General features: G+C 65.1%; 19 protein-coding genes. 8 read left to right on the top strand and 11 right to left on the bottom strand.

Annotated elements, in window-relative coordinates:
* The first annotated feature begins 121 nt into the window (after window positions 1-121).
* The 3 genes from IH09_RS10560 to IH09_RS10550 all read left to right on the top strand — a co-directional run bounded on the left by IH09_RS10560 (window position 122) and on the right by IH09_RS10550 (window position 4,215).
* On the top strand, window positions 122-1,444 hold the full coding sequence (locus tag IH09_RS10560) for a PhoH family protein (protein WP_052855881.1): 1,323 nt from the start codon (window positions 122-124) through the stop codon (window positions 1,442-1,444).
* A gap of 430 nt (window positions 1,445-1,874) precedes the next feature.
* Window positions 1,875-2,591: an aggregation-promoting factor C-terminal-like domain-containing protein gene (locus IH09_RS10555; RefSeq protein WP_052855880.1), complete on the top strand. Its 717-nt coding sequence runs from the start codon at window positions 1,875-1,877 to the stop codon at window positions 2,589-2,591.
* Between the two features lie 136 nt (window positions 2,592-2,727).
* The gene (locus tag IH09_RS10550; RefSeq protein ID WP_052855879.1) at window positions 2,728-4,215 is read left to right on the top strand and encodes an AI-2E family transporter; all 1,488 of its coding nucleotides are present in this window, start codon (window positions 2,728-2,730) and stop codon (window positions 4,213-4,215) included.
* Between the two features lie 221 nt (window positions 4,216-4,436).
* Here IH09_RS10550 and IH09_RS10545 read toward each other — a convergent pair whose 3' ends face one another.
* The 8 genes from IH09_RS10545 to IH09_RS36915 all read right to left on the bottom strand — a co-directional run bounded on the left by IH09_RS10545 (window position 4,437) and on the right by IH09_RS36915 (window position 10,437).
* Window positions 4,437-4,970 (bottom strand): alkyl hydroperoxide reductase, encoded by a 534-nt coding sequence (locus tag IH09_RS10545; RefSeq protein WP_052855878.1) that lies wholly within the window; start codon window positions 4,968-4,970, stop codon window positions 4,437-4,439.
* 6 nt (window positions 4,971-4,976) lie between these two features.
* A complete protein-coding gene (locus IH09_RS10540; RefSeq protein WP_052855877.1) occupies window positions 4,977-5,531 on the bottom strand; it encodes a peroxiredoxin in 555 nt (184 codons plus the stop codon).
* Window positions 5,532-5,935: 404 nt separating this feature from the next.
* The gene (locus IH09_RS10535) at window positions 5,936-6,409 is read right to left on the bottom strand and encodes a GNAT family N-acetyltransferase (protein WP_052855876.1); all 474 of its coding nucleotides are present in this window, start codon (window positions 6,407-6,409) and stop codon (window positions 5,936-5,938) included.
* Entirely contained in the window at window positions 6,406-7,263 is an 858-nt protein-coding gene (locus IH09_RS10530) for a protein kinase domain-containing protein (protein ID WP_240150865.1), read from the bottom strand. The genes IH09_RS10535 and IH09_RS10530 overlap by 4 nt, the downstream gene beginning before the upstream one ends.
* Before the next feature lie 29 nt (window positions 7,264-7,292).
* Window positions 7,293-7,796, bottom strand: a complete 504-nt coding sequence (locus tag IH09_RS10525) for a hypothetical protein (RefSeq protein WP_205379899.1) — start codon at window positions 7,794-7,796, stop codon at window positions 7,293-7,295.
* A 110-nt stretch (window positions 7,797-7,906) separates the two neighbouring features.
* On the bottom strand, window positions 7,907-8,308 hold the full coding sequence (locus IH09_RS10520) for a hypothetical protein (protein ID WP_052855873.1): 402 nt from the start codon (window positions 8,306-8,308) through the stop codon (window positions 7,907-7,909).
* Window positions 8,309-8,839: 531 nt separating this feature from the next.
* Window positions 8,840-9,202: a helix-turn-helix domain-containing protein gene (locus tag IH09_RS38925; protein WP_190233252.1), complete on the bottom strand. Its 363-nt coding sequence runs from the start codon at window positions 9,200-9,202 to the stop codon at window positions 8,840-8,842.
* Window positions 9,203-10,197: 995 nt separating this feature from the next.
* Entirely contained in the window at window positions 10,198-10,437 is a 240-nt protein-coding gene (locus tag IH09_RS36915) for a hypothetical protein (protein ID WP_318279422.1), read from the bottom strand.
* A gap of 211 nt (window positions 10,438-10,648) precedes the next feature.
* Here IH09_RS36915 and IH09_RS10510 point away from each other — a divergent pair, with 211 nt between their 5' ends.
* From IH09_RS10510 to IH09_RS10500, 3 genes are all read left to right on the top strand, one after another.
* Window positions 10,649-11,518 carry a helix-turn-helix domain-containing protein gene (locus IH09_RS10510; RefSeq protein ID WP_110952195.1) on the top strand — a complete coding sequence of 290 codons (870 nt, stop codon included), beginning with the start codon at window positions 10,649-10,651 and terminating at the stop codon, window positions 11,516-11,518.
* A 17-nt stretch (window positions 11,519-11,535) separates the two neighbouring features.
* A complete protein-coding gene (locus tag IH09_RS10505) occupies window positions 11,536-11,739 on the top strand; it encodes a DUF397 domain-containing protein (RefSeq protein ID WP_318279421.1) in 204 nt (67 codons plus the stop codon).
* 90 nt (window positions 11,740-11,829) lie between these two features.
* Window positions 11,830-12,153, top strand: a complete 324-nt coding sequence (locus IH09_RS10500; protein ID WP_052855870.1) for a histone-like nucleoid-structuring protein Lsr2 — start codon at window positions 11,830-11,832, stop codon at window positions 12,151-12,153.
* Window positions 12,154-12,251: 98 nt separating this feature from the next.
* Here the strand turns inward: IH09_RS10500 and IH09_RS10495 are convergent, their stop codons facing one another.
* Together IH09_RS10495 and IH09_RS40825 are read right to left on the bottom strand one after the other, a co-directional pair.
* Window positions 12,252-12,572: a hypothetical protein gene (locus IH09_RS10495; RefSeq protein ID WP_052855869.1), complete on the bottom strand. Its 321-nt coding sequence runs from the start codon at window positions 12,570-12,572 to the stop codon at window positions 12,252-12,254.
* 824 nt (window positions 12,573-13,396) lie between these two features.
* On the bottom strand, window positions 13,397-13,708 hold the full coding sequence (locus IH09_RS40825) for a DUF7848 domain-containing protein (RefSeq protein ID WP_052855868.1): 312 nt from the start codon (window positions 13,706-13,708) through the stop codon (window positions 13,397-13,399).
* A gap of 447 nt (window positions 13,709-14,155) precedes the next feature.
* Between IH09_RS40825 and IH09_RS10480 the strand changes: the two genes are divergently transcribed.
* Entirely contained in the window at window positions 14,156-15,499 is a 1,344-nt protein-coding gene (locus tag IH09_RS10480) for a hypothetical protein (protein WP_052855866.1), read from the top strand.
* A gap of 51 nt (window positions 15,500-15,550) precedes the next feature.
* Window positions 15,551-15,742 (top strand): Lsr2 dimerization domain-containing protein, encoded by a 192-nt coding sequence (locus IH09_RS10475; RefSeq protein ID WP_110952194.1) that lies wholly within the window; start codon window positions 15,551-15,553, stop codon window positions 15,740-15,742.
* 72 nt (window positions 15,743-15,814) lie between these two features.
* On the opposite strand, the gene IH09_RS38920 is transcribed toward IH09_RS10475, so the two are convergent.
* Window positions 15,815-16,513, bottom strand: coding sequence for a hypothetical protein (locus IH09_RS38920; protein WP_190233251.1), 699 nt, complete (start codon window positions 16,511-16,513; stop codon window positions 15,815-15,817).
* Window positions 16,514-16,736: the final 223 nt, after the last annotated feature.

Raw genomic sequence — 16,736 nt, 5'->3', positions numbered from 1 at the left:
GTGCGCAGCGCACGGACGACGCGGAGGGCCGGTGTTCGGCCCGTGCAGCGTGGCCAGAACCCGGTCCCATCCCCCGCGACGCCGTCGCACCCCGACCTCATCCGAGGGGGTTCGTCCACCCGTGGTGAACAGCAAGAAGCGCCGTGAGAACGGCCGGCGCACTTATGTCCTCGACACCAGCGTCCTGCTGGCGGATCCAGGCGCCATGTCCCGCTTCGACGAGCACGAGGTCGTGCTGCCGGTCGTCGTGGTCACGGAACTGGAGGCGAAGAGGCACCATCCCGAGCTCGGCTACTTCGCGCGGCAGGCGCTGCGCCTTCTGGACGAGTACCGGGTGCAGTTCGGGCGGCTGGACGCCCCCATCCCCATCGGGGGGCTCGGCGGGACGCTCAGAGTGGAGCTGAACCACTCCGACCCGGTGATCCTGCCGGCCGGCTACCGGCTCGGTGACAACGACTCACGCATCCTCGCGGTGGCCCGCAACCTCCAGGCCGAGGGGTATGACGTCACGGTCGTCTCCAAGGATCTGCCGCTGCGCATCAAGGCGTCCTCGGTCGGGCTGCTGGCCGAGGAGTACCGCGCCGAACTCGCCATCACCGACTCCGGCTGGACGGGGATGGCCGAGCTGACCGTCACCGCCGAGCAGGTGGACGATCTCTTCGCCGCCGAGAGCACCCACGTACCGGAGGCCGCCGAACTCCCGGTGCACACCGGACTCGTGCTCCAGTCCGAGCGCGGCAAGGCGCTCGGCCGGATCACCGCGGAGGGCGCGGTGCGGCTGGTGCGGGGCGACCGGGAGGCGTTCGGGATCCACGGCCGCAGCGCCGAACAGCGGATCGCGCTGGATCTGCTGCTCGACCCGGAGGTCGGGATCGTCTCGATGGGCGGCCGGGCCGGTACGGGCAAGTCGGCGCTGGCGCTCTGCGCGGGCCTGGAAGCGGTACTGGAGCGTCAGCAGCACCGCAAGGTGATGGTCTTCCGGCCGCTGTACGCCGTCGGCGGGCAGGAGCTGGGCTATCTGCCGGGCAGCGAGGCGGAGAAGATGAGCCCCTGGGCGCAGGCCGTCTTCGACACGCTGTCCGCGGTGACCACCAAGGACGTCATCGAGGAGGTGGTCGGGCGCGGCATGCTGGAGGTGCTGCCGCTCACCCACATCCGGGGGCGTTCGCTGCACGACGCGTTCGTCATCGTGGACGAGGCCCAGTCGCTGGAGCGGAACGTTTTGCTCACGGTGCTGTCCCGGATCGGCGCCAACTCCCGGGTCGTGCTGACGCATGACGTCGCGCAGCGCGACAACCTCCGGGTCGGGCGGTACGACGGCGTGGTCGCGGTCGTCGAGAAGCTCAAGGGCCATCCGCTCTTCGCCCACGTCACGCTCAACCGCTCGGAGCGGTCGCCGATCGCGGCGCTGGTGACCGAAATGCTGGAGGACGGCAGGATCTGACCACGTGTGGAACACCGCGCCGCCCGGCGAAGCGCAGCAGCCTAGCCGGGCGGCGCCGTGCTGTGCGCGGATATCCGAAAATCCAGGGGAACAAGCGAGGTGTGAGCTTTCACACGCAACGGAGAATTGATTCCCGGCGTCTCGTTCGGGCAGAGTCTGGGTCCTGTCAGGCCCCGCATACGGCATCCCCAGCACTCCTGGGGCCCCCGGAGAGAACTCCGGGGGGTGAGGAACACCCCGAACTTCATAGCGCGTCGCCGTATGCCGCCCGAGCACCACGCGGACCCCGAGGGGGACGTACCGGGTCAGTGCCTCCCGTGACCAGCCGTTCCCTGTTGTTCAACAGGGGCCGGAACAAGGGGAGACCAGCGCCAGGGGCACGATTGCGTCCGCGAGGTCACCTATGCGGCCGTTGCTGGAAGGAAAACGTGTGAGCCGGATCTCGGTCCGGGGATTCGCCGTGGCCTCCGCCACCGCGGTCACCACCGTCGGCGCCGTCGTCGGCGTCGCTGCAGGCGGCACCCAGGGCTCGGTCACCAACACCGAGGCCACCGCCGCCGATGCGACCATCGCCGATATCCCCGCGGGCCAGCAGGCCCAGGTACAGACGGCGTCCCTGACGCAGCAGGCGGACGTCCAGTTCACCCAGGCCGACGCGGCCGCCCTCAAGTCCGCGCAGGAGTCGGCCCGCAAGGCCGCCGCCCAGACCGCGCAGGACAAGAAGGACGCGGCGGACGAGAAGGCGGCCAAGGCCGAGAAGGACGCCAAGGACGCCAAGGAGCGCAAGGAGAAGGAGCTCGCCGCCTCCAGCTCCGACTCGCAGAGCGCGAGCGACTTCACCGTCAAGGGCTCGTACAGCGTCGCCGAGGTGCAGGCCATGGCGCGCCAGATCGTCCCGGCCGACCAGTTCCAGTGCTTCAGCAACATCGTGAACCACGAGTCGACCTGGAACTACAAGGCCGTCAACGCCTCCTCGGGCGCCTACGGCCTCGTCCAGGCGCTGCCCGGCCACAAGATGTCCTCGGCGGGCGCGGACTGGCAGACGAACCCGGCCACGCAGATCAAGTGGGGCCTGAACTACATGAACTCGTCGTACAAGAGCCCCTGTGGCGCCTGGTCGTTCTGGCAGGCCAACCACTGGTACTAGGCCCGCCCGGCCAGTACCGCGGCGACCACCGCACCTCCGAAACCCCCGACCGCGACCGCGGCGGGGGTTTCGTGCATCCGGCACGGGTAACGTCGTGTCGACAGTTGTGTGATGCGGGAGGGGAAGAGGAAGAGACATGTCCAGATTGCCTCAGTGGGTCGGTGGCCTCGGCGCCGGTCTGACGCGGTTCGCGCAGCGGCTGGAGGACCAGCGCCGCCGTGCGGAAGCCGCGGCGGCGGCCGGAGACCCGGACGAGCTGAGGCGTGCCGAGCACGCGGACGCCGCAGGTGGTACCGGTGGCCCGGCGGTGCCCGGCGGTTCCGGGGCGGAGCGGCCGGCCGGACCGGCCGGCGAGGCCCGGCCGGATCCGGCTGAGGAGGCCGGGACGGGGGAGGGGCCGGCGGAGGCGCGCCCGCCGGAGTCGGTGCCCGCGCCGCCCGCGTACGCGCCGGCCGTGTCGGCCCGCCCGGATCCGGTCGCTGCGGTGCCGTGGGGCGTACGGGTCGCCGCCGAGATCGGCTGGCGGCTGCTCGTCCTGGCCGCGGCGCTGTGGGTGCTGGCGCAGGTCATCACCAGTATCGAACTCGTCGTGCTGGCCTTCGTGGCGGCGCTGCTGATCACCGCGCTGCTCCAGCCCACCGTGGCCTGGCTGCGGCGCCGCAGAGTGCCGCGCGGACTGGCCACCGCGCTGACGTTCATCTCCGGGTTCGTCGTCATGGGCCTGGTCGGCTGGTTCGTGGTGTGGCAGGTCCAGGACAACATCGACTCGGTCTCCAGCCGTATCCAGGAGGGCATCACCGAGCTGAAGGGCTGGCTGCTGGACAGCCCGTTCCATGTGACCGAGGATCAGATCAACCGGATCGCCAAGAACCTCCAGGACGCGGTCGGCGCCAATACCGAGGCGATCACCTCGGCCGGACTGGAGGGCGTCACCGTCGTCTTCGAGGTGCTCGCCGGCATCCTGCTCGCGATGTTCACCACGCTCTTCCTGCTCTACGACGGCCGCCGCATCTGGACCTGGCTGCTCAAGCTCGTACCGGGCGCGGCCCGCGAGGGCCTGGCGGGCGCGGGCCCGCGGGCGTGGCGGACGCTGACCGCCTATGTGCGCGGCACGGTGATAGTGGCGATGATCGACGCGATCTTCATCGGCATCGGGCTGTACTTCCTCGATGTGCCGCTGGCCGTCCCGCTCGCCGTCTTCATCTTCCTGTTCGCCTTCATCCCCCTGGTCGGCGCGGTGATCTCGGGCGCGCTGGCGTGCGTCGTCTCGCTGGTCACCCAGGGCGTGTTCACGGCGCTGCTGGTGCTGGCGGTCGTTCTGGCGGTCCAGCAGCTCGAAGGCCACGTGCTGCAACCGTTCATCCTGGGCCGCGCGGTCCGCGTCCACCCGCTCGCGGTCATCCTGTCGGTCGCGGCCGGCGGCCTGGTGGCGGGGATCGGCGGCGCCGTGGTCGCGGTGCCGCTGGTGGCGGTCACCAACACCGTCGTCGGCTACCTCCGCGCCTACTCCCGGGAACAGGCGCTGCGGATGACGCCGGCGCCGCACGGTGCCACGGCGATCGGGGTCGCCCCCACGCCGAGCCCCGGGACGGGTCCGACACGGGGAGAACGACCGCCGGAGTAGAGGCGGCGGGGCCGGCGGGCGAGCGACCCCGCCGGCCCGTTGCCTCGTCGGTACGCCCCGTCAAGTGGCCACCGGAAACGCACAGAACCCCGCAGACGGGATGTCTGCGGGGTTCTGCTTTTTCTGGGTCCTGCCCCGGATCGACGGGGCCGCTTGTACCGTTCGGGCCGCCGGCACGGGGCGAGCCGCTCGAACGGTGCGGGCCGCTCGGTCCGTCCGGACTACTCGGCGAGCGTGGCCTCGGCGTCGAGGGTGGCGCCGACGGCCTCCAGGACGGCCGCGATCTTGACGGCCTCCTGGATCGTCTCGCGGTCCACACCGGCGGCGCGCAGCACCTGCTCGTGCGAGTCCAGGCACCGGCCGCAGCCGTTGATGGCCGAGACGGCCAGCGACCACAGCTCGAAGTCGACCTTCGCCACGCCCGGGTTGCCGATGACGTTCATCCGCAGACCGGCACGGAGCGTCCCGTACTCCGGGTCGGAGAGGAGATGGCGGGTCCGGTAGAAGACGTTGTTCATCGCCATGATGGCGGCGGCCGACTTGGCGGCTGCGTACGCCTCGGCGGAGAGGTTCTCCTTGGCCTGCGGCTCCAGCTCCTTGAGGACGCGCGGCGAGCGCGAGGCGATCGCGCAGGCCAGGACGGTGCCCCAGAGCTGCTGCTGGGGCAGCTCGCTGTTGCCGATCACCGAACCGAGGTTCAGCTTCAGGTCCTTGGCGAAGTCCGGTATCGAGGACTTCAGTTCATCGAGAGCCATACCGGGTCACTCGCCCGACAGGAGCGCAACCGGGTCGAGGGTCTCGTCACCCTTGGACCAGTTGCAGGGGCACAGCTCGTCGGTCTGGAGGGCGTCCAGCACCCGCAGGACCTCCTTGGGGTTACGGCCGACGGAGCCGGCGGTCACCATGGTGAACTGGATCTCGTTGTTCTGGTCGACGATGAAGACGGCGCGCTGCGCGAAGCCGTCCTCGCCCTCGATGCCCAGGGCGCGCATGAGCTCGTGCTTCGAGTCGGCGAGCATCGGGAAGGGCAGGTCGGTCAGGTCCGGGTGGTCCTTGCGCCAGGCGTGGTGCACGAACTCGGAGTCACCGGAGAAGCCGAGGATCTGCGCGTCGCGGTCGGCGAACTCCTCGTTCAGCTTGCCGAAGGCGGCGATCTCCGTCGGGCACACGAAGGTGAAGTCCTTGGGCCACGCGAAGACGATCTTCCACTTGCCCTCGTAGGTCTTGTGGTTGATCTGCTCGAACTCCTTGCCGGAGTCGAGCGAGACGCAGGCGGTCAGGTCGAACTCGGGGAACTTGTCACCGACAGTGAGCACGTGCTCTCCTTGCGACACAGAAAGTCCCTTTTGGGGTCTTTCCTTGGGGGTTGGACGATTCACACAGTGCCACAGGAGTCATTGATCACGGAAATAGCCAGATGGGCTGGGGTTGATTGGTTATGGCTATCAGTCGCGCCTTAAGATCAGTAAAATCGGGCGGAGTCTGCGGGGCCGTCGCACTGGTCATTTGCAACGTTAGCCCTGCGGGGAATGGTCAGTGGGGGCGGCGAGAGGCCAGGACGTTCCTGTGGGGGAGCCGAACCACAGGGTGTGAGTCCCCTCGGTGTCGATCGTCAGGCCGTAGCGTTCGGGGCCAGGCCGTCTGCCCCTGCCCAGGACCGCCGAGTAAAAGAAGGTGAAGACGGGGAAACACCGGCACCATTCGATTATTCGTCAGAGGGTCAGGAGCCTCCGCCAAACGGCTTGTGGATCTCGTACAGGGCGTATCCGTTGGGGGTGTTGCCCCTGTAGTCGAAGCCGTTTTTGAGCAGGACTCGTCCGGAGGCGGGGTTGTCGGGGTGATGCCGGGCGCCGACGGCGTCCAGGCCGGCGGTGGTGAAGGCAAATCGCAGGACTTCGGCCACGGCGTGAGTGGCGTAGCCGCGGCCCCATGAGTCTTCTCTGAGGATGTAGCTGACGGTGGCGTATTTCCTGGTGCGGCATCGGATCTTGATCACGCCGATCAGGTCATCTGTGACTGTGATGCCGAAGCACCAGCGGTCACGTGGCACGGCATGGGCGGCGGCGAGAGCTTCGGCTATCCAAGCTGTGGCGCCGGCCTGGTCCAGTTGGCGGGTGAAGCGGACTGATGCGCCGCTGTAGATACGTTGTACGGCGGGGGCGTCGTCCATCGTGAGTTCACGGATCGAGATCATCGTGCGATCCCGGCGGGAGTGAGCGCGGCGACCAGTTCGGCGGCGGAGGGGCGTGCTTGCGGTTCGGGAGCCATGGATGCGTTGATCAGTTCTTCAAGCGCGGGAAAGAGCCAGGGGCGAAGGGCGGTGAGAGGGAGTGTCCGGCCTTTGGCGATGGCCTGGAGTTTGGACGTCCTGTCGGATTCGTCTTCGTATGCCACTGGACGGCGGCCGGTCCAGCACCAGAAGAGCGACGCGGCCAGACCCCAGATGTCGGCCGGCGGCTGTGCTTGAACGTGGGTGTCGTCGGGGGTGGACAGAAGGGCATCCGCAACTTCCGGTGCGGTGGTGTGGGTGAGGGCTCCCCGGTAGGGCGGACGTGCGGCCTCCTGGTCCGGGCCACACGCCAGGGCGAAGTCGATGAGGTGCGTTCGATCTTCTGCGATGAGGGTGTTGGTGGGTTGCACGTCTGCGTGTGCCCATCCGGCCTGGTGGAGAGGAACAAGACGCTGAGCCCACGTACGGGCCACGTTCAGCAGGAGTCGTCGAGCGTGCGGAGTGTCGTGCTGGCGGGCCTGTGTGAGAGCGCGCCAGAGGGGTTTGCCATCGACCCACTGCACGGTAAGCCACCATCCGTTGTCCCACGGACCTGCGTCGACCCTGTAGGAGGGGGCGATGGCGCCCTGCTCGGTGAGGCACGTGAGGACGGCATCCTCCCGCGCGATTTCTGCGGCCTTGTCCTGCGCGGTGCCGCTATCCGGAGCGTTGGTTTTCAGTGCCATGCAGATGCTCGGGGTGGTCACCTTCCAGGCGAGGGAGCCGCGCCGGTCGCTGATCAGGTCAGTGGTGAGGGGGGTGCCGAAGCGCTCCTCCAAGTGGGCTGTCGCTTCCTGGGGAGGTGCCGTCATTTCAGGAGTTCCTGCGCCCATGCGCGCACTGCCTTCCACTCGTGCGGGAGCTGTCCGAAGACATCCCGCCCATCGTCGACCGCGACCGCCACGGCGGCAGCCAGATCCGGTGTCGCGGTGAGGAACCGCGGATCGCGGGGCCGCACGGCGACGCGTACCGGGAGGAACGAGACGGGCGGCGCGAAAATACTGCGGCCGTCCCCGTCCGTTCTCTCCTCTCCGGCAGTGAATTTTCCGACCATCAGGCCCACCGGCCCGTACAGGTTCTTCAGCGCCCAGTGCGGCCATGCCAGCGAGGCCGCGCCCAGGATGACGATGTTCTCGCACACGAGCGCGCCGTGGGGACGGGCTGCCAGCGGGCGTACCCATTCGGCTGCTTGCACCCCGGCATGGAACACCTCGGCCTCCACGGCTTCCACATCACCCACTGCCTTGTAGACGGTCCACCCCGTCAGCCCGTGCTTCATCGATGGCGCAAGGTAGGGGCAGTGGGTCGTCATGAGCTGGAGGTAGCCGCTGATGTCCGTGCTCTTCGGGTCGGTCGTCCGTCCCTCAACGAGGCGGAGCGCCCCGGCGGTGGGCCGGGACGCTCCGTTTGTGCGTGGGCTGGTCACCGGATGGTGGCCGTCTTCGGCTCCGGTACGGCGTCACCGTCAGGGGCAGGGGAGCAGTCCCATTCGGCGACCACGACGCCGGTCTCCCGGTAGCGGGCGAGCGCCTGCTCGTCGACCTTGCCATCCGTGTCGGTGAACCAGATCTCCGGGAGGCTGCCGTACATCTCCTCGTACGCGCTGATCCAGGAGATGCGGCCGGCACCGCAGTTGCTCGTGTGGCCGAGAATCTGCCCGGCGTGCCGGTCGCTGAACTCGGCGTACTCGGGAGTCTCCATCAGCCGGTGCCATTCGGCGTCGATGGCGGTGGAGAACATCTCCGGTGCGCTGTGCCCGGCATTGAACTGCCGGATGCTCACCGCGAAGAACTTCCCCAGTTCTGCTCGCTCGATGGTGCTCATCGTGCTCCTCTCGATCGTTTCGAGTGCTGGCGCGAAATTGCGGTAGTGCTTTGACGCCACTCAGGGGAAAGCGTGCCGGATATTTACCCCACAAAGGGCTTGGGCCCGCCGCTAGGGATCGAAGTGTCGTTCCCTGCCCCATTCTTTGCCTGGTTCGGGCGGCCGGTCAATGGTGCGCTAGGTCGGGATTGCGATGTCCTCTTCCATCGGGTACCTCCTTTCGATAATAGCTGGGTAATGTCCGGTCGGCCGCTGACCGTCACAACCGACAGCCGGCCGGGTGGTGCCCGCCCCCTTGGCGGGATCTCTCAGCAGCGATGACCGAAAGGGCATCCGACAAGGGGGCGGAGAATGTGAGTTAACCGTGCGTCAGCTTTCCGTTAATGCGTTCATGCATCCGGGCGACCTTTCCCGCCGCCTTTCGTAGTGCGTTAGCGGGTACGTGCTGCGATGAAGATCAGAGCAACGGCGAACGTGAAGACAGCAATTCGTGTCAGATGGCGCACGGTCGCGCCTTTCTTGCCCACACGGTCACTTCCGGAAGTCGGGCGGTGAACGGTGTTGCGTATTGGCGTGCAGGTACAGCACCTCAGATGCCCGCAGCATGGCTTCCATATCAACGGCCTGCACAGCTTCGTCTAGCCTTTTCCAGAGCGTGAAGCAATCCAAGCAGGTCGCACGGGATATGGCGCCTGCGGCCTGATTGCTTCCGCCTCGAAGGGTGAAACCGTAGTCAGTCAGTAATTTCCGGATCCACGCATAGGTTACTCCCAGGCTGTGTTCAAGATCTCCTATCGACTCGCCATTACTGAAGCGCTTAAAGATGTCTTCTTTATCGACGAGTGCAGCTTCTTTGGCCGCTGCATGCACTGCCCGAGTTCGATATTTACTCATGTGCCGGTCATTTCTGTGCATGGTCGGTCGGCCCCGACCCGACCGGCTGCCCAATCCGGGGAGGCGGGGCCGGGGTGGTGGCCGCCCCAGCCGCGCCTTCATCATCCGTGGGGTATTAGGAGTGAATGTGGCTGGGGCGACCGGCCCGCCCCAGCTTCATGGGCTGAACACACGGGGCGGGAGATGATGAGAAACAGAGGGGTACTTCTTTGACTACCGATGGAGGCGGCCTGTGACGATCGATATGGCCAGGAGGATGACACTGCCCCATGAGATGAGGAGCAAAATACCGCCCCAGAATGCGTCATCGCTGGTGAATTTCCATCCCGTGGGACGGGGTCGTGCGCGTCGCCGCTTTCCCGCTACCCCCATTTGCAGTCCCCGGTGCGGATCTTGTGGTCCGTCCTTCGTTTCTCTTCCTTCAGCTTGTCGCTCAGGTCTTTGGCGCTTCCCTTTTCTTTTTCCTGTTTTCCTGCCATTGCAGTGCCTAACGCTATGTGGGTTTCCGGCTCTCCCCGTTGTCCCCCCCCATAGACACTTCTTTTTCCGGTGCCGTTCGGCTGGACAATCTTCGGACCGCCAGCCGAACGGCCTCCCTTCCCCTATACCTCTCCCCGGGGAAGGGGACCTCACAGCCAGGATTCCGATCGACCGACCGTGAGGTGACTAAGGGCTAGCGCGGCTCTGCGTGCGCGCTTGCCTGTTTGTGCAGTTTCTGTATCGCGGCGAACTGCCGCTTTTCGTGGTCGGTCGCCGGCCTGAGACGCACGTACTTTCGGCGCCACCGCCATCCGGAGGGACGCCCAAGAAGAATGTGCGATCCCTGCACGGCGATAGCGACCGCGGGCACGCTGAAGTCCTGGTCAAAGACGACGGACCGGATGGGAACGTCCTCCGCTTTGTAGAACACGGAAGCGTAGGTGGTTTCCCGTTGGGGCGCTGCCATGGGACTACGCGCTCGGATGCGTGCCGTACCTCCGCCGGGCGTCGGATCTTTAGGAGGCACCATGTTGCGACACCTCACTCAAGGCACTCACCAGGCGGCGCGCGGTTGCGACGTTGCATCGGCCGAGGTCCACAAGCGCAATCGTTCGGCCGACACATTCTCCCGTGTCGGTGCTGAGCGACGGCAGAATGATGCCGACGCTCCGAAGCGCCGCTTCCAACTGGGCACGCGCTGCTTCAGCCTCCTTGGCCGGCGCCTCACAGCTGCGCAGCTGGCTGTCTTCCGGCACTGAACGCCTCCTTCGCCCTTCGGTCGTTAACCGGGTGCAACAACCGTGGCTCGTGGCAGAGTTGAGCGCAACAGAATCTGCTGAGAATCTGCCTCAGCAGGAAAAACGGCACATGCCAGGGCACGCACATGGCTCCCGAAGCACGCCCAACGCATGCAAGTCTGAACACAAGGCAGGCAACGGCGCGCACGTACGCCAGAATGGAGGGCACATGGCCGCAAGACCGCAGCCAACTGCTAGGCGCATCAGCCTCGGTCACGAGCTTCGGCAGCTACGTAGGGAGGCAGGACTGACCATCGCAGAGGCGGTGAAGGGCCTGCCCTTCGACGAGAGCACGCTTCAGCGCGTCGAGACCGGATGGAAGTCCTTCCGCCAGGCTGGACACCTGCGAGACCTGTTGAAGCGCTACGGCGTCACTGATGCAGAGCAGGTCGGCCGATGGGTCGCACTTCAGCGAGAGGCGTCAAGCCGCGAATGGTGGACCGGTACCGGAACCAACCTGCTGTCAGGCATGCCGAGGTTCCTCGGCGTTGAGTCAGCAGCACGGGAGATCAGGGCCTTTCACCCCACGGCTGTGCCGGGCCTGCTCCAGACGAAGGCGTACGCACAGGCAGTACACGAACTACACAAGCCCATCGACGAGACAACGACGGAGTTTGTGGATCAGAGTGTTCAACTTCGCGTGAAGCGAAAGGAGGCACTGACGCGTGATGACGAGCCGGTTAAGTTCTGGGCGGTCCTGTATCAGCCTGCCCTGCGCTACCCGGTCGGGGGTCCGGACGTCATGCGTGAACAGTATGCGGCACTGACTGAGTTCGCTGCCTTGGAGAACGTGACGCTGCAAGTTCTTCCGCAGATACACAGTTACGTTGCGTTCCATGACGTTCAGATCATGATCCTTGGTGACGGCCTGCCCGCCACAGTCCAGACAGATACCGCGTGGTTCACCGTCGCCGTAACGGACAAGCCCAAAGAAGTGGGCCGGTTCTCACGGATGTTTGATGCCATGGTGGCGGCGGCTTTGCCACCTCACGAAACCCCGGCGGTCCTGCACCAACTATCGAGAGAGATCACCGCATGAAGATTCACCCTCCCCGCGTGTCCGCGTCGGAGCTGGAGGGCGCCGCCTGGCGCAAGAGCAGCTACAGCAATGGCGGCGGAAATTGCGTCGAAGTCGCCCAAGCATCCATCGGTGTCCCAGTCCGTGACAGCAAGGACCCGGAAGGGCCGGTGATCGTGATCGCCCCGGCCGCCTGGTCCGCGTTCATGTCCAGCGTCAAGGGCGGAGAGCTGCACCCCTGATCGCCAAACGTCGAGGGTCCCGTAGTCCCTCGGGCTACGGGGCCTTGTTCTAGGCGCAAACGGGCTCAAGCGCGTACGTACACTTCTCGCATGGCACAGAAGGTAATCACCATCTACACAGACGACCTCACAGGCGAAGAGACCTCGGAGGCCGCAACACACACCCTCTCCCTCGACGGTGTGACGTACGAGATCGACCTCGGCCCGGACAGCTACGATCAGCTGCTCGAAGCCGTGGCGCCCTTCACAAAGGCCGGCCGCAAGAAGGGCAAGGGTCGCAAGCCGCGCAGCGCTTCGGCGAGCAGTGAGGACACGGCAGCCATCAGGGCCTGGGCGAAGCAGGCCGGCTACGAGGTCAACGACCGCGGTCGCGTCCCTGCCGACATCCGTGAGGCATACGCCAAGGCGCACTGAGGAAGTCAGCAGGCAGCAAAAGAGAGGGCCCTTCCTGCGAGGGGCCCTCTCAGCGATAGGGGAGAAGAATCCGCACGAAAGACAGTGGGAGCGACTTCCTACTCAGCACCAGTCGCAGGAGCCGAGATACCAGACGCTTCGCCTCTACGGACCATCTGAACTACCTCGCTGTGCTGCACCAGGGCCCCGTCTTCCGCCAACGCGTCCTCACGCAGCGTACGCCAGGTCTTCCCGGCGTCACGAGAAATTCCGGTAGCGAACATCGCTCCTCCGACTACGTCCTCAATCCCCTCCCACACTGTCCGGACCATGACGTTGTCGACCTTGTCCTGGTCGACAACGCAGTACGCCGTGTCCCGCCGAAGCCTCGCCCACTCTGCCACATCGATGGGAAGCCCTTGCCGATCCTTGTAAGCCATGGCGGCATCATCCCATTGAAGCTCAGGAGTTGGCTGATCGGCGGCCCCCGACTTAACTCAATCTGCCGCCTAAATCAGTAAGATCAGTCGCGAAATTGAGTAAATGCGCCGTCACTGCTGATCACCAGATGCGTACATAGGGCGAGGACGGGCCTCGGCTGGCGGTTCCGACTGAGATAGATAACCATTACCCCGCTAACGTTTCACCTATTTAATTCCTGCTTTTGCTCATTGTTGTGTTATCTAATTACCTGGTCTAATTGCATGGGCTTTTAGTGGGCGTTAGTAAGTGATGTTAGATAAATAGATGGGGTTGGGTTGTGGGGTAGATGGCCGGGGTGTGTTGATTCAGAGTACGCCCCTTTTGGTGTCTATGGAGATGGGGCGTTGAAGGGGTTTGTGTGCCCTTCCGACGGCTTTTGAATGCTGGCTGGGGTCATTGTCTAGGCCGCAATTTCAGGCCCCCCTGGTGCCTGCTTCTGGGCTTTCCGCTGTTTCGCTTTGGGGTTTGTCAAGTGTGACCGGGGTGCGTTATAGTTAGGTCATCGTCAAGCGGGAAAGGCGAAATTCGAAGCCGGAAGGTGGAGGGATTCGAATGACCCGAGAGGTGATAGGCTGATGAAGCCGGAAAGGGAAATCCCGTAAGGGTGAATTCCTTGATGGTGGATTGGCTTGATGAATAATTGAATGCCCGGAGGGGCGTGGATCGGCTCGCGACGCGATGGCTGGCACAGTTCTAGGCAAGCTGTGTTTGTGTGACTCCATCGTACGAGGCTGCCTAAGTGTGGTCTCCGGGGGTGGCTGAGACCTCGCACCAGAAGCCGTCACCCTGCATCGTCGTCACCCCCAACGACTTCAAGCTGAGGCTTTCGGAAGAGGGCGGTGCGGTCGGCCGCCAGGCTCCCTTCCGGAGGCTCGGTGAGGAGGTAGTCGGTGGACATGCGGATGAACCGAGTGTGTCCGGTCGCCGCGGTGTGCGCGCACATCCACTTGTCCACGGCCTCCGGAGTTTCGAGCGCCCTGGACTCCGCTCCGCAGACCTCGCTCTCGCCGGAGATGCACTCAGCTTCCCAGGAGGCTCGAACCAGCGGGTCCGGCTTGATGGTCCACGTGGCGAATCGGAATACGCGAGTCACAGTTCAAGCCCTCCCGCACGCTTTCCGCTGTCTGTTGGCGGCAGCGACCCGTGCACTCAGTAGTTCGGCCTGAGTGATCTCGCAAAGATCCGCCGGGCGGGCGGTCCACTCTCGGCCGCCCCCGATCGGACGCACCCAGTACTGGCCCATCGTGAAGTCCATGACTACGCCGACCATGCCCGTCTCGGCGTCCCGCACGTAGTCACCCCGTGACGGCTGGATCGACGCCTTAGCGCTCACGGTGACCTCCTCCTTGCTCAGGTGGCGGATGCCGGCGAAGGGCGGCCCGCACCTGTAGCGAGGCCGCGAACCGACACAGCAAGAGGGTTGCGGCGAACACCGCTGTCACGGAAGGTTTCTAGGGGGTTTCTCTTCGTACTGACCGGTCGTTGGACCTGGGTACGCAAGTAGGGTTTCGAACACCTGTCAGGGGACCGGAGGACAGCCGTGCTTGACATCCCGTTGACACATCCGCTCACTTACCTTATTGAGCTTCGCGGCTGGGGCAAGGTCGAGTTCGCAGACCTGATGCAGACTCATGGGGGTGCGCTCGGCGTTCCGCTGGCCACGAATCGCACAACAGTGTGGAAGTGGGAGCAGGGGCAGAGGCCGGACGACGATGCGCAGTACGTCCTGGCTGACCTGCTCGGGGTGCCCCAGGAACTCGCGCGGCCGGAGCTGTGGCCGACCTGGTTGCCAGTCTGGGAGGTAGTCGGCCTCCGACGTCCGTGGACGCTGGCCGGTACCGTTGATGCACTGGATGATCTGGTCAGGAGTGCATACATGGACCGCAGGGGATTTCTCACGATCACGGGTGCCGCACTCTCCACGCTTGCAGCGAGCTGGGCCACCGCCCCATCGGCCTTCGCCGCAGCAGCGGATGGGGATCGCGTCACGGACGAAATGGTCTCGACTCTCGAACAGCGCGTCACCACGTTGCGAAGCCTGGACGCCCAGATGGGCGGGGCGCGCCTTCTCGACCACGCGCGCAGCGACCTCGCCCTCATCACGACCGTGATCAAACAGGCGCGCTATACCGATGCCGTCGGGGAGCAACTGCACTCACTCGCCGCCCAGGTCTCCTACCTGACCGGCTGGATGGCCTACGACTCGGGCCTTCACTCCCAAGGCCAGCAGTACTACGTGGCGGCACTCCGAGCCGCACGGACGGCAGGGGATAGCGATCTCGGCGCCTTCGTCCTCGCCGAGATGGGCGTGCATGCTTCGGACGGCGGCTACAACAAGGAACGGGCGCAGCTCCTCAACACCGCCATCGACAGCAGTGGAACGACGATCCCCACGCACAGCAGGGCGTACCTCCACCTGCACCTGGCCGCCGCGCTGGCGCAACAGGGAAACCACCGCCAGGCGGCGTCCGCTCTTCACCGCTCCACGCAGCTCTGGGACCGCTCCAGTGGGGAACTCCCCGACTGGCTAGCGTGGTTTGAGGAGTCGCAAATCAACTCCACCCGGGGAAAGATCATGCTTTGGGCCGGCCACGCGGACCAGGCAGCGGACTTCCTCGTCGCCTCGGTCGACGCCTCGGTTCCCCGTGACCGGGCAGTCCGGGCCGGCCGGTTGGCCGAGGCATACCTGGAGGATAAGAACTTGGACGGGGCCCTCGCCGCGGCCAACGAAGGGGCCGAACTCCTCGAACAGCGAGTCACGTCCGGGCGGGCGCTGGAGCGCCTGACTGAGTTCTCCGGCAAGCTCGGGAAGTTTAAGAGCGAGCCAGCGGTGCGTGAGTTCCGAGAGCGAGTCAAGGCCCTGCCGTCACCTGTTGCGGTATAGCCATAATCGATCAAGGAATTAGTGCTGCCAGGGATGCATACCATTCCTGGCATGGCACAGAAGATCGTCACCATCTACACCGATGACCTCACGGGTGAAGAGTCCTCGGAGGCCGCCACCCACACGATTGCGCTTGACGGCGTGAATTACGAGATCGACCTCGGCCCGGACAGCTACGACCAGCTGCTTGAAGCCATGGCGCCCTTCACGAAGGCCGACCGCAAGTCCGGGAAGGCCCAGTGACTACTTCGAATGGCAGGGCGGAGGCCCCGATGACTGGTAGTCAGTTGCTCGTGCCGGCCCATCCAGCCGAGATCAGAGCCGTTGCGCGATGCGGGTGAGTTCGGCGCTGAATTCTCGAAGCTCTGGCGACGGCCGTTTCGCCTCGGCCACAACTTTCTGGACAGCTTTTGCCTCTTTCCGGATGCAGCCGGGGTCCGTAATTCCTGATCCCTCTGTTGCGGTGCGCGCATTTTCGAGGTATGCCTTGAGTCCATCAGGTGTAATGATCACGGTCGATTCTGGCACGTCGAGGCGGACCTCGTTGTCAGCGTGTAGCACGACAGTGAACGTATAGATATACGGTAGCTGCCCCTCCCATTCGTATTCGGGGTCGACACTGAAAGCCACACGCTCTTGACGATGCGGCGGCACGGTGTATTTCATCTTCCGTTTAACGGTGAAGGATTTGCTGTGCTGGATGGGGACCTTGATGTTGTACTGTGCCCTGAGCTGGGCACCCCCCGCTCCGGAGGTGCACGTCAGCTCTTCCGCTGAACTGAATTGGAAGCCGGCATCAGTGACCAGAACCGGGTCGCCGCTGGTGTTCCGCAGAGTCACACTCGGCATGGAGGCTCGCGCCTGCGACTGAGGAGACAGGGTGCTCCCCTTGATTTCTTTATGATCGCTTGCGCCGCGCGTCACTCCGCGGTCCGTCACCTTCGAGGGTCGGGTGTGAATTGCCGCCGCCTCGGCGAGGTGCTTTCTGGCTCTTTTGTTTTCGGGCTGCCGCACGCCTTGCACGGGTGCCGTTCGACGTGTTCGGCGATTTCGGTCCGGAAGTAGTAGACGTCCGTGATCCAGCCCGTGCAATGGGATGTGGCGCACGGCGCGCTGCATTCCCGTGTGCCGCCGTGGGGTGTCTGGCGGGGGTAGCGGGTGCAGAAGAGGCAGGGGAACAGGCTGATCCCGTCGCCGTTTTCGAGGACGGCGATCGCTTCCGCGGTGTGGCAATTGG

This window comes from Streptomyces celluloflavus (assembly GCA_000720995.1).
Lineage (GTDB): Bacteria > Actinomycetota > Actinomycetes > Streptomycetales > Streptomycetaceae > Streptomyces > Streptomyces celluloflavus.
The sequence above is the reverse complement of the archived record's forward strand: the minus strand, read 5'-3'. Positions and strand labels throughout refer to the sequence as shown.

Coding starts and splice junctions, on each gene's coding strand:
- IH09_RS10550 (WP_052855879.1), top strand. CDS start 2,728: ATGTCCAGATTGCCTCAGTGGGTCGGTGGCCTCGGCGCCGGTCTGACG.
- IH09_RS10545 (WP_052855878.1), bottom strand. CDS start 4,970: ATGGCTCTCGATGAACTGAAGTCCTCGATACCGGACTTCGCCAAGGAC.
- IH09_RS10535 (WP_052855876.1), bottom strand. CDS start 6,409: ATGATCTCGATCCGTGAACTCACGATGGACGACGCCCCCGCCGTACAA.
- IH09_RS10525 (WP_205379899.1), bottom strand. CDS start 7,796: ATGACGACCCACTGCCCCTACCTTGCGCCATCGATGAAGCACGGGCTG.
- IH09_RS10520 (WP_052855873.1), bottom strand. CDS start 8,308: ATGAGCACCATCGAGCGAGCAGAACTGGGGAAGTTCTTCGCGGTGAGC.
- IH09_RS38925 (WP_190233252.1), bottom strand. CDS start 9,202: ATGAGTAAATATCGAACTCGGGCAGTGCATGCAGCGGCCAAAGAAGCT.
- IH09_RS10510 (WP_110952195.1), top strand. CDS start 10,649: ATGGCCGCAAGACCGCAGCCAACTGCTAGGCGCATCAGCCTCGGTCAC.
- IH09_RS10500 (WP_052855870.1), top strand. CDS start 11,830: ATGGCACAGAAGGTAATCACCATCTACACAGACGACCTCACAGGCGAA.
- IH09_RS10495 (WP_052855869.1), bottom strand. CDS start 12,572: ATGGCTTACAAGGATCGGCAAGGGCTTCCCATCGATGTGGCAGAGTGG.
- IH09_RS10475 (WP_110952194.1), top strand. CDS start 15,551: ATGGCACAGAAGATCGTCACCATCTACACCGATGACCTCACGGGTGAA.